6 protein-coding genes are annotated in these 13,640 nt (G+C 39.0%); 2 read left to right on the forward strand and 4 right to left on the reverse strand.

Features of this window, described 5'->3' with window-relative positions; all coding sequences use genetic code 11:
- Nucleotides 1-147 precede the first annotated feature (147 nt).
- Nucleotides 148-3,564 (forward strand): immunoglobulin-like domain-containing protein, encoded by a 3,417-nt coding sequence (locus ESP131_RS04065; protein ID WP_069940221.1) that lies wholly within the window; start codon nucleotides 148-150, stop codon nucleotides 3,562-3,564.
- A 99-nt stretch (nucleotides 3,565-3,663) separates the two neighbouring features.
- On the opposite strand, the gene ESP131_RS04070 is transcribed toward ESP131_RS04065, so the two are convergent.
- From ESP131_RS04070 to ESP131_RS04085, 4 genes are all read right to left on the reverse strand, one after another.
- Entirely contained in the window at nucleotides 3,664-7,848 is a 4,185-nt protein-coding gene (locus ESP131_RS04070; RefSeq protein WP_069940222.1) for an AAA domain-containing protein, read from the reverse strand.
- Nucleotides 7,849-8,028: 180 nt separating this feature from the next.
- Complete coding sequence (locus tag ESP131_RS04075) at nucleotides 8,029-9,228, reverse strand: hypothetical protein (protein ID WP_069940223.1); 1,200 nt, start codon at nucleotides 9,226-9,228, stop codon at nucleotides 8,029-8,031.
- A gap of 217 nt (nucleotides 9,229-9,445) precedes the next feature.
- On the reverse strand, nucleotides 9,446-11,284 hold the full coding sequence (locus tag ESP131_RS04080) for a DUF262 domain-containing protein (RefSeq protein ID WP_231925683.1): 1,839 nt from the start codon (nucleotides 11,282-11,284) through the stop codon (nucleotides 9,446-9,448).
- Nucleotides 11,271-12,581 (reverse strand): DUF262 domain-containing protein, encoded by a 1,311-nt coding sequence (locus ESP131_RS04085; protein WP_069940225.1) that lies wholly within the window; start codon nucleotides 12,579-12,581, stop codon nucleotides 11,271-11,273. Before ESP131_RS04085 ends, ESP131_RS04080 begins: the two co-directional genes overlap by 14 nt.
- 126 nt (nucleotides 12,582-12,707) lie before the next feature.
- Here ESP131_RS04085 and ESP131_RS04090 point away from each other — a divergent pair, with 126 nt between their 5' ends.
- Nucleotides 12,708-13,565: a hypothetical protein gene (locus ESP131_RS04090; protein WP_069940226.1), complete on the forward strand. Its 858-nt coding sequence runs from the start codon at nucleotides 12,708-12,710 to the stop codon at nucleotides 13,563-13,565.
- The last annotated feature ends 75 nt before the right edge of the window (nucleotides 13,566-13,640 follow it).

Here is a 13,640-nt window from a genome sequence, read left to right on the forward strand (position 1 = left end):
CCAAGTGGAAAAGCATTGACCTAAAGTTCAGAAATCATTTATTGGGAATTAATTGATAAAGTAATATTGAGTTATAAGTATCTTTATTTTTGCAATGAATTCGAATTTCTAAAAAACTAAAAATATGTAAAGAAGGTAGAAAGAAAAATGATAAAAAAGTGGATTTTATATTTAATTTTAATTGCTTTAGTAATTGGTACTATTCCGATGAATGTTGTAGAAGGTGCGGCAGATGTTACAAAACCCACACTCGAGAGTCTTATGGTGGATAAAACCACGGTGAAGGTAGGAGACGTTGTGAACATCACAATCAAGGCGAGTGATGAGGGCAGTGGAATCAAGTGGATCTATTTCTCTTATGAGGCGCCTCAAACTGGAAATGAGAAAGAAATAACCATGACGTATGATACTGCGGCAGATGTATATCGAGGACAAATTCGAATGGAAGAAGACATGCCATCCGGAACATGGAAACCAAAATATCTATTCATTTATGATAAGGCAGGTAATGTCACAGATTTTTATAGTAGAGATGCTCGTTTTACTGAAGAGACTCGATTTGAGTTATCAGACACTACGTTAGCCGATGTTAAAAAGCCGACACTCGAGAGTCTTGTGCTAGATAAAAACACGGCGAAAGTCGGAGACGTTGTGAACATCACAATCAAGGCGAGTGATGAGGGTAGTGGAATCAAGTGGATTCATTTCTCTTATGAGGCGCCTCAAACTGGAAATAAGAAAGAAATAACCATGACATATGATGCTGCAGCAGATGTATATCGAGGACAAATTCGAATGGAAGAAGACATGCCATCTGGAACTTGGAAACCAAAATATCTGTTCATTTATGATAAGGCAGGTAATGTCACAGATTTTTATAGTAGAGATGCTCGTTTTACTGAAGAGACTCGATTTGAGTTATCAGACACTACGTTAGCCGATGTTAAAAAGCCGACACTTGAGAGTCTTGTGCTAGATAAAAACACGGTGAAAGTCGGAGACGTTGTGAACATCACAATCAAGGCGAGTGATGAGGGTAGTGGAATCAAGTGGATTCATTTCTCTTATGAGGCGCCTCAAACTGGAAATAAGAAAGAAATAACCATGACATATGATGCTACGGCAGATGTATATCGAGGACAAATTCGAATGGAAGAAGACATGCCATCTGGAACTTGGAAACCAAAGTATCTGTTCATTTATGATAAGGCAGGTAATGTCACAGATTTTTATGGTAGAGATGCTCGTTTCACAGAAGAAACTCAATTCATTTTAGAAGATTATCAAAGTGATAAGGTAGCTCCTATTTTTAAATCATTATCACTCAGTCAGACGTTTCTTGATCAAACAAAGCCTTTAGAGATAAAGGTTAGAGCGACTGACGATACTAAAATAAAAAGTGTTAAGGTGACATACCAACATAGTTCTTCTCTGAAGGAACAAATCGTTGCACTCTCTCCTTCAACAAATCTAGATGAGTACCAAACATCTCTTCAATTGACTGCAGACCTAGATGCTGGTGAGTGGAAGATTAGTTCTGTTGAAGTGGAAGACTTAAACGGAAATAAGACAATTGTGACTGAAGGATTAAGCAGCTATACATTTATGGTGTTTGCACGAATCAAACCTTTAGGTAAAACATTCTATACCGGAAATACATCTTTAACTTACAAAGCGATTTCTGGAGACCTTTATATCGGACCAAAAGCTATTGCGACGCTAAGTGGAACTACTGTCTATGGAAACGTTTATGTACTTGGAGCCATGCGGATTTATGGTGGTGTCCGTGTCACTGGTACTATTTACGCCAATAGTTTTAGCTACGGTTCGGGTTCGCTTTACCAAGGTGGAGTCGTGATAAGTGGTAGCAATAACATATCAAGTATGACGGCAAGTAATAATTTGCTTAACAAAAAGTTACCATTTGAAATCTATGATGAGCCGCTTGTGGAAAGCGATGGGAAAATCACTTTTTCGGGTGCTACTGTTCCCGTAGTAGATGTGACATTGGAAGGTGAAAAATTAAATATAAATTCGGATGGGACATTTCGTGTCAAGGACTATTCGATTGGAGAAAAACGTCAGTTAGATTTTGTGTTCCAAGATATTTTTGGAAATACATGGACTAAATCGTATAACATTTTAGATCGTGCCAAGCCTGTTGTTACGTCTTCGTTATCTAGTGGAATCTATGTTGAAGGAGAAAAGATTGTCTTAAGTGCAACGAAAGGTGCAAAAATCCACTATACGACAGATGGTACGACGCCTACGGCTTCGAGTCCGGTATTTATTAATTCAATTCCGATTAAGGGTGATATGCAGATTCGATATATTGCAATTGACGCACTGGGAATCCATTCAGATATTGGGATACAACAATTTTATGTTTACAGCATAGAGGCTTTCTTAGAGAAAGAAAGCATACTTAAAGGGAGTGGTACTCCTGGAATGAGTATCAATGTGATAAAAGATGGAAAAAGTATTGCGGAAACGGTAATTAATGATTCAAAGCGATTCGAATTAAAATTAGACCAACAAAAAATCGGAACACGATTAACTGTAGTTGCTGAAGTAAATGGTCTAAAAAATAAAGAATATAGCTTCCTTGTTGAGGATCATACACCACCCGCAATACTGATGATTGATCGTGTGACGAATCGTTCAACTACTGTCACAGGTCAAGCTGAACCTGGTGCTAAGATCACGATGCTCATCGGAGAAACGACAGTTGAGTTTATCACAGATGCATCTGGTCGCTTCTCACATCCGGTTTCTCAACTTCTGGCCGGGACGATGATTAGTCTCCGCGCAAGTGATGCTTCGAACAATCAAAGCGAAAAAGTAGAGCATCGAGTAAGTGATGTCATCAAACCAATTATTTTGGGTGTGACGAAGAAAACCATCAACTTAGGACAAACATTTAATCCATCTGATCGCGTAACTGCTACTGATGAAACCGATGGAAACTTGACGAGTAAAATCAAAATTACTGGAACCGTTGATTCAAAGCGGGCAGGCAACTATACGTTGATCTACACAGTGATGGATCAAGCAGGTAACATTGCGAAAGTAAGCCGTGTCATTACGGTCAAAGACTCGATTAAGCCAGTTATCAGTGGTGCAAAGGATATAACAGTTGCTCTGAATCAAAAGTTCGATGTACGAAAAAGTGTATCCGCTAAAGACAATGTCGATGGGATGTTGACGAAATCAATCAAGGTGAGCGGCAGTGTCAACAGTAAGAAAATCGGAACATACAAATTAACGTATAGCGTAAGTGATAAGGCGGGGAATCAAACAACCGTCACTCGTAAAGTCATTGTTAAAGATATGACGAAACCAGTCATCATAGGAGCGACTACAAAGACGATTAAATATAAATCGTTGTTTAATCCGATGACGGGTGTACGTGCGACAGATAACCTGGATGGCTCTTTGACGAAGAAAATAAAAGTCAGCGGAACCGTTAATACGAAAAAGAAAGGTGCTTATTATCTAACTTATCGTGTATCAGATAAGGCGGGGAATCAAATAAGCATCAAACGTAAAATCATCGTTAAATAAGTTGGTAAAAAAACACCTTTCAAAAGTCTCTTGAATCGCTCAAGCAGACGATGAAAGGTGTTTTTGATAGTCTAGAAAATTGTTGATCACGTACATTCCTTAGATATATTCAAGTAGAGCCGGTTTGATCTCCATCTCTTCAAGCGTCGTCCATAATGATTCCATTGCTCGATCAGCATCTTGGTAGAAATGACGACCACGCACACGCCAGAATTGCCAGCCTGCGCGCTCCAATACTTTTTGTCGGAACATATCTGCTTCATAAGCATCTGGACCGTGCCAACGCTCTCCATCACATTCGACAGCAAGGCGATTGTGTTCACCTTCAACGACGAGGTCAATCCGATAGCCATTGACTTGTACTTGTGGTGTGACGAGGTAACCACGTGCAACGAGGCGACGATAGACAGCTTCTTCGAATGGAGAATCAAAGCGATGTTTCACACTATCGAATGATGCTTGGTCACCAAGGGGATTTTGACAATACCCAAGTAATTTATAGCGCATACAATTGTTGTTTCCGATATCGTTTAACGTCACGGAATGGAACAAAATCATTTGATCGCGGGCTCGACTAGCCGCGACGTTGAAGCGTTGGCTATCCGTTTCTTTTGTCATCGACATGAAGCGTTTATTCGGTGCGACGACCATTGAGAGAAGCATGACATCTCGTTCGTCTCCTTGGAACGTATACGCATCTCCGAAGCGTACTTGATGCTGCATCAAGACATCAATTCCGATTTCCGATGTTGCAATCCGCTCGATTTGCGTCGCTTGCGCATTTCCAAGTAAAGAGACGACACCAAACGTCCGATTGTGATAGAGCGGATCTTGAATCATTCGTTTTAATTCAGCAACAATGGCACGAGCTTCCGGAATGTTGACCTTATCTGTCGTCGTCTCGTCGACATATCCATCACTGACGAAATGATTTTTTACCGCAGGATTCAGTCGTTCAGCTCGCTGTGGTAAGCGGAGTGGAACAATCGTACCTTCATAGACATGAGCGTTACTGAAGCCGATGATTTCCGGGACGCAGCGGAAGTGTTCCCGTAATCCAACTTTTGTACTGAACTTAACGGAAGCGAGTGAATAGAGGCTACTCGTTCCATCGAACAACGCCATCGTGGAATCATCCCCAAAATAGGTCTTTCGCTTTTCTTCGACGTTATCCCGATTATCAAAGCTCGTCGGACTAATTTGGCGATCATCTCCAACGATGATGGCTTTACGTGCCCGTGATAAGAGAGAAATCGCGTCCATCGTGCTTTGAGAGCTCTCATCAAAGATGATGACGTCAAAGAGATCATTTGCTGCCTTGAAGGATTCAAGCACACGATTGACAGGCATGATCCAGACCGGAATCGCGTCTTGCGCCTGCATCATTTGTTTAGCTGCTTCTTTTCGGTAACGTGGGGCATGTTTCCCAGTCCCTTTGCCGACTTTACGAATCAACGTCGCCCAGCTGTTCAGTTGCTCTTGTTTCGAAGGCGTCATCCGCTTGAGTTGTTCTTTCCATGCTAGTGTGGCACATAGACGTGCGACGGTTTGACCTTCTTCCTGCTCGAGGCGGTGCAAGTGTTCACGCTCGTCTGCATCACTTAATGCTTCCAGTCGAGTTTTAACATAGGCAAGGTGCCAGGTATCTCGAAGTTCGAGCGCGTGGAACGTCGGTGCACTATTCGTCCGTAATGTTGTGATCCAATTTGGTGCTGCTTGCTCGAGTGTGTCACTAAGGGTTTGTAAACGGCTCGCTCGATGTTCGTTTGTTTCTAGAACTCTTAGTTCTTCATAAATAGCTGCATACTGATCCGTATCCCAGTCACGAATTGCCTGTTGCAAAGGTAGGGTGATGGGATGCGTCAACTCTGCTACATCGAGTAGTGATAACCAGGTCTGTTGCTGGGCTGTTAATTCATCTAAACGATTCAACTCGAATAACGTTTCGAGTGCATGTGTTTGCATTGTTAGCCAGTCCGCTTCATACATGAAATCATGTTGTTCATAACTTGCCTGCAATGGACGAACGACTTGTGTGAAATGCTGCATGATGTCGTCTAGAGAGCGGAAGACATCAAGTGCTTTTCTGTACGTCGTGATTTCAGGTATCGTCACCTCAATCGAGTGGTGCTCGAATCGATGTTTAAAGGTACGTTCCAATTTTCGAAGTGAGTCGATATACGTCAGGTACTGTAAAAGCAGTGTGACATCAGTAGCATTTGTTAATCGTTTTTGATCAATCATCACTTCGTCTAATAGGAAGGCGTATTTTTTTCGTTTTGTCCACTTGAAGAACACACCATCGACCTTATTGCATTCAAACAACGGTAAGAGTTCTGTTGCGAGCACAGCGACATCTTGATCGGTTTCCGGAATCGTGAAGTCGTGAAGAGAGACGATTCGTTCAAGTTGCTCGATCTCATGCAACGCCTGCTCGAACGATAAGCGATCTTGTTCAAGTTCATCGAAATCAGATGGGTGTGCCAACCAATGACGATACAGATTCACTGTCCATTGCTCAAGAAGTGGATATTTTCGAGATGACTGACGCAACCAGTCTAAAAGTTGATGTTTCGTGTCATCCGTGGCAGATTTCATCCAGGCTACTGATGAAGCGATTGGTTCAAGTTCGCGTAGTGTCTGTACTTCATTGACGATCTCTTTAAAAAGTAATGGTTCGGCAAAAGACATTCGCATAGGACGACGACCTAAGATTTTAAGTTCAGCCAATGCCTCTTGATCTTGCATCAATTCATATAATTCTTGAATATCGATCGCACTCATCGGTGCCTCTTCTGTTAAGAGTGGCGTCGGGATGTGTGTCGAAAGTGTTGATTGACTGATCCACTTGGCCCATTCGAGTGGTGTTTTTGTTTCTTGTCCGATGGTTAGACCATCATGTTCGATAATGGCTTGATCAAGCATCGTCCGACGAGTCGATGCGATCTCTTGACGAATCGACTCTAATCGCTGGCGAATCGTCGTAGCACTGGCTTCTAGTTCTTCAGCAGACGTCTTGTTCAAATAACTTGAGATCCCATGTAAGGATGTTTCTGTCTGTTTGATCGTCTTTGAATCTGCCCCAAGAACGGAAACGGCAAGTTCACGAATTTCAGCAGGTAACTTATCACGAAGAACAGTAAGCGCGTGCTCTTTTTCACTTGTGACAAGGACCCGCTTACCATGTGCCAACAGATGCGAAATCAAATTCGAAATCGTATGACTCTTCCCGGTACCGGGAGGACCTTGAACGACAACACCTGCATTGTTACTGAGTTGTTGGAGAATCCGTTTTTGTTCTTCGTTATACGGAAGAGGGAATAGAATCTCTTCTCCGACTGCTTGCCACTCTGTTCGATCTTGTTGATCGAGTGCGGCGATGGCAGCATCGTCAGAAGTAAAAAATTGCTCGAGTGCTGGTGAGAGCGGTAAGTCTTGTTCAATGGCTTCTGCGAGATGTTCATGTTCTTCGACCCAACTATGGTTGGACTTAGGACGACGGTAGAGACAAATGTTTGGCAAGACGTAGACATCTGCTTCCTCACCATAGGCATGGTCCGCATGCAATAAGCGTAAGACTTGTTCACTCCGCTCTTGGAGTTGGTCATCGTCCCATGGATTAAAGTCAAAAGCATGATCTTCTTTAAAGGCAAGCTCATACTCGGAAAGTTCGGCTTTCATCCAAACACTATCCCAGTTCAACATGTCCAACTCGAGCTTTGGCAAGGTCGGTGTCGTTTCGATGCGGAAGACACTCTTTTCCGTATCAAAATCAATGACAGCCGGTCGAACGAACAAAGGACGTTTAATGGATTGGATTGGCCAATGAAGATGACCGAACGACCAGACGATTTCGTGTGTATCATTATCCGTCGTTTGGAATTGATACATGCGGTACATCAAATCATAGAGGGCTTGTGCTTTTTCATGTTGGCGTTTTTTCTCTTTCCAGTCTCGAACGGCTAATTCATAAGTCGTCCAAATGGAAGTCAATTCAGTAGGGAGAGAAGCCTTTGGTGTGACATCTTCTCCATTGATGACAGTCCATTCGATAAGTTTATTTGGAAGTGCGGGACGATTCGTCGTGAAAGCAGGCTGGAACTTTACTTCGACTACGGTTTGTTGACTTTCATCAGACGTCAAGTTGACGTTCGGGAAAGCAAGTGTCGTCTCGTCTAAAATCGCAGTGTATGTCTTCGTATCGCGCTGCGTTTTTAACCCTAGTTTTTTGACGGAAGCCATAAATTGAAACAGATTGATTGCTTTTGTTCGAGTAGTACTCATTACTAAATTACTCCTTGTATGTAAATTTAAAAGTTAGGAAATTAGAGGTGGTTTATTGAAAAATTAATCGATTAATTCCTATTTTTTAGGACAGTATTAGTATACAAGGAAAATGGATAGAGAGAATAGTGCAAAGCAAAAAAAGACTTTCCGGTAAACAATACGGAAAGTCTTTTGAGATCATGGAAGATCAATCGTTATGCTGTTATCAGAAGAAGAATCAATCGGATCTCCCGTAGCAGGATCTGTTGGTAATCCGATTAATAAATCAAAAGAATCCAGCGTATCGGCTGATTCTTCCATAAAAACATAGAAGCTACCCTTATCAGTCATGCCAGCTTTTAGAAGAGGCAAATCTGCATTTGCATCATAGCTTTTATTAAGTGTAAACTTTCCGACAGGACTATACTCGTTTACACCATTATTGATAAAAGTGCCGGCAAAAGAATAGTAATAGTCTGTTGATGTATTATTTTGAACGATCGCAGATACTTTTAATACAGAGGCAGGTTCGATATCAAACATAAATTGTTTGACGAATGGCTCATAATCAGTGACCTCACCGATTTCGATTTGATTGATTTCATAAAAGAAATTAGGAGCTAGTTCAATTTTTTTATTGATCTTTTGTAGTTTCAAAGAACTATACGATCCATAGTACTTTTCCGTTTGATCGTAAATTTTGTTATCGGGCGTATCTGATGTATCGACAGAAGAATCTTGTTCAGGCTCAGAGTCACTTGCTGTTGATTCTTCAACAGTTATTTCTTCACCACCTGTAGTCGTGCTATCAGCATCGTCAGAAGAACTAGTAACAGATTTTGAATTGATCTCAGTGGGGGTAGAAGTAATCACTTCATAAGAAGTCACTAAGAGTAAGATGCTGAAAGGTAAGGCGAACTTCCATATTCGAGGAAGCTCCTTAAAAGACTGATGCTTTAATAAAAAAAGTACACTTATAAAAATACCTACTATACCAATGCAAAGAACGATATAAAAGGTAGTCTCGAAATGGAATACAGTCGCAAATACAGTGAGTATGAATAAGATGAATAACAATATAGTTGGGATGAAAATCTGAGGAGAGGGTCGACTTCTTGGATTTTTATAGCTGTAATAAAGTATCCAACAAAATGAACTAAATACAATGACATATAGAATCGGTAACATTATGATTTCATGCTGACCACCTTGGCGATACAAAGCATACACATTGAATAGGGATAAAATGAACAATAGACTACTTAACCAGATTAGAACGAGGGTACTTTTTGCTTCTTCTGAAGACTGTCTCTTTTTTACGATTTGGTAGCGATAAGCAATTGTTGCGATTAGGATGGCTAATGAACAGTAGTGTAAAATCGCGAATATAGATTGCATACTAGACCTCCTTCTTTAAAAATAGAAACAGTATAGTATTGATAAAATTCCCTTATGTCATTAAAAACAATCAATACCATTGCAAAAAAATCAAATTATATAAAAAATATATAAAAATAAATAACCTTAGTCGAATTGTGAAATTCAAGAATTACTAATACAAAATAAGACTCTGTAAGCGATATTGAACATGCTCACAGAGTCTTGTTATGGTATTTTATTGTAAAATTGCAGACGATTGACTAAGATGTTTCGTTAAATCTTTCTGAAAAATAGCGTTCATCTCTTTTTGATGCTCATTTGCTTTTTGTGTAGTCCACTTCTCTTTACTAGATGTCGTCATGGCTTGCATGATTGTTAACTTTAGACTCTGTTTGATTAGATTTGGATAAGAGTCGATTTTACTGAGTGGAGATAAGTTCGAGAATTTCGAGTTTCCGGAAACGGTAATTAAAGCGAGATTACCGAATCCGTGTAAATCGTGATCTTTCCAGACTGCACCATCAATCGGATGTTGAGGATAGAAATGCTCAATCGAGTTTCTGAACTGGAACTGCCAGTTATCATTTAATGGAAATACGAGTTGTTCATTCTTATATGAGTAGCCGTCACGGAAAATTAAATAGTCTAGATAAGAAAATACGATTCGTTCTATTTCAAACCCTGATTTCGTTTCATAATTAGCTTCGCTGACTTTCTCACAACAGTACTGTTCGAGTAAATTAATGAGATCTGTTGATTCATCATCTATTAATTCAGAAAGGACTAACGATATCCAGTGCATCGTTTTCGGAGAAGTGTAGGTAATACGCAAACACGATTGAAGCGTTCTTAATTTTTGATTCTGCCTTTCAAGTTTCAGTGTTCTGACATACGCTGGTTTATCACTGTTTTTTTTTGTATCTCGGTACTTTTCTAACCGTTGCAAAGACCACTTGCCTGTTTCTTTATAATCTTTGGCGAATTCACGTTTTACAATGTATTTGTCATACAAGACGCGGCATTTCAACAAAGTGAATAAAAATTGTTTGGCGTTGTCAGGACTGTTCCAAGACCACTCTAAAGTTTGGAGAAAGTGTTTATCATCTAAACTAGCATTTGAATTAGGATTCTTTAGGACAGCGTTCACCTGTAGTAAAAAATTAGGGAATGAGATCGTTGATTCGAACCGCTCATTTTCATCTTCAAGTTCTTTGTTCTTCGTATCAGGTGTTTTGCTACTATTTAGAATATCAAGTAACGATTTTTTAGACTGTGATGTGCTCTTTTCGTTATCAATCTGATTAACGATCGTATCAAAGTTTTCAAATTTAGATTGAAGACTGCTCCAGTTATCTGTGAAAAGTGTCTTTCTGTGATTTGGATCAAAATTCATTTGCACATAAGAATTCATATTTGAACACTTGTCCCAAATCATTGCTCCAGCGTGTTTATCTTGGTCGGTTTTGAGTACTTCTAGTAATTTTGCTTTTGCGATTTCGTGAAGTTCTAATTGCTCACCACGCGTATTCATGATTTCGAAGTAATGATTTAAATCAATATTTTTTGGAACTTGTACTCGAATTAAAAAAACGGATTCTAGTTTTTTAGCAAACTCCTTTTTATTGATTGGATTCGTTTCGAAGTAATTTTGAACGATATGATAGCCATTTAAAATTTCAGCCGAAGCTAATTCTTCTGGTAATGTATCGGACTGATGATCACTAAGATGGGCGAGTGTACGATTTGATGTATCACGCGCTTCGAAGCGAAGGGCATCTTTTGAAAAAGAAAACTTCAGATAACGTTCAAGTAAATACAACGTCGTTAAACGTTGTTGACCGTCAATGACTTCATAGACGTTGTTGTCGGTCTGATTGACGATTAGATTTCCTAGGAAATATGTTTGGTCGTCATTATCAAGAATTGCACTCTCAATATCCTCAATCAACTGAAGGATTTGAAGTTCGTTCCAAGCATAATTCCGCTGATAAATCGGAACCAAATAATTAGTATTTGCGAATACATTTGCTACTGATATGACTTTCAGATTATCACTCATATTAGCACCATCCATTCGATCGAGAGAGTCTATCATACACTGCTTGATATTTCTTTTTGTTGTTTGAATCAATGACTGGTTGCTCTAGTACATATAAATCCAATTCTGTCGGTGTATTCATTTCACTGATGATCGTAAAAATATCGAGTCCCTCATTGAGACGTTCATGCTTACCTATTGCATATTTGTTAGTCGTTTCCTGATAGACAGCATTCATGACTAATCGGAGAGAGTAACTCCAGGTATAGAAGTAATCGAGTACCGATTTATTTAAACTCTCGATTCCGAATCGATCAGCAAAAAATAGCAGTGAGCATTCATATAATTGCACGATATAAGTATCACCCGTTCCTGTACGTGGAATCCGGCTCGGGTTGTCTGAATAGGATTGTTTAATGAGCTTCTGAATTTGTTCTAGTAATTGTCCATAATGAAGGATGTAGTCAAAAAAACGCTTTCCGGCAATTAACGGTTGTGTGAGCTGGAATTGATTCAAAGAGTTTGAAGCGAGTAGTTCATGATGACCATTTTTATTGAATTGTTCTATGAACAAATTACTGGCTTTATGATATAACGCATAATTATAGATATGCGTGCCGTCGATTCCTTTAAAAGAATCAATTTTACTCGTGGAATAACCAAGACCATGCTTTCCTTTATACCATTGAGTTAACGGATATAAGTAGTTTTTAAATAAGTTACTCAAGTCCTCTTGATTGACAGCTTCCCAACGACTAATGACATTCACCTTTTGTGACTCATCTTCGGTTGTCATTTCACGGAGATGATAAGACTTGAGGAGGTCATGAGGGGCTAACGCTTTCCCTCGTGAATTTTGGGAGTCAAAAAATTGAAAAGCTTCCTGTTCCTTATCTGTGACGATTTGAACGGTTGTGCATTTTTCTAAAAGATAATTTTTAAAGCGACTTTGTTCATTAGGACTTAATTCATTCGTTTTTCTAGAGAGAATGCTGTGATTCGTCAGTATTGCATTTGTAGATAGGTCGGAATACTCTTCTTGTAATAATGGTTGGTTTGTATCGCCTAGACAATAAAGTAATATTGAAAGTGTAGTGAGTCGTTGTTGACCGTCAACGATATTATATGTATCATTTTTATCTTTTTGAAGAATGACAGATCCAAGACGATATTCATCTAAATCGTTCTGAAACGCTTCGTAAGTATCGATGAACAAAAGATTAGTCAAGCGGGCACTCCATTTATAAGGTCGTTGATACGAGGGGATACGAAGAGGGATGCTGAATAAATTACTTAATGGAATTATTTCTAACTCATCCGCTATTAGGGCCATTAGAGATCTCCTTTATTTTTTTGTTTTTATTATACCTATTTTTTACATATATACCTATTTTTTATTATTTTGTGTACTATGAAATTAACGATTCGATTATTAAAAATATTATGAGGAGGATTAAGAATGATAGAAGTCTTAATTACAGGAACATTGAAAGCTTTCTCGGTTTATCAAGGAGTGAAGCAAAAGAAAGAAACCGTAAATAAGTTAATCGATTTAGAAGCAGAACAAGCGCGTTTGTTTGATATGTTTGAAAACGAAATTAAGGCAATTCAAGAAGGACCATTTTATGTGGGGTTAACTTATTTAGAACAATCAGTCGATGATCACAGGAGTCCAAAGGATTCTAAGAAAATGTTGAAGAATGCTCTCCAAGAATTTATTAAAGCCTATGGTGTACAGCGTGCAAAATTTAGAAAAACAGCCTTTGATATTCATTTTACTGGATTCATTCAATCTTACATTAGTATTACTTGGCTCATGTTAGACTCTCCGAAAGATGCTAAAAATTGGATTGAGAAGTCGATTGTTTCATTACAAGAGGGACAAAGGTTATTTGCAGACGACATTTCCAATCTCACAACAGAAATATCTGGAATTCTACTAGAAGAGGATACATACAATCGTAAATTAAACGATTCCATAGTTTATGCTGGATTAGACTTTTTCTTTGGAAATACTACTTTAGAAGAAAAAAAGCAAAAACTACCTGAATACAATGCATTAGTCGCTCGATATTCAAAAGCACAATCTGAAAGCTACAAATATATGATTGAAATGACTGAACTGAACAAGCAAATTGAAGTTGAGTTATTAACCTACGAAGAGTCTAAAAACGAAGCAACGAATAAAATGAAAGGTCTGATTGGATCAGTTTCAGGATTAGTTAATTCGTCCAATGATGAGACTATAAAAGAGTTGCCCGTTAAGATTGAAAAAACGAATCGTATGGTGGGTGTATTTAATAAATTTAAAAAGTAAAAAAACTGATGTTTTTAAAAATGTAAAAGGCAATTCCGATGCTTGGAATTGCCTTTTAATAGTACTAAGTTCTCT

This window comes from Exiguobacterium sp. U13-1, from assembly GCF_001750115.1.
Lineage (GTDB): Bacteria > Bacillota > Bacilli > Exiguobacteriales > Exiguobacteriaceae > Exiguobacterium_A > Exiguobacterium_A acetylicum.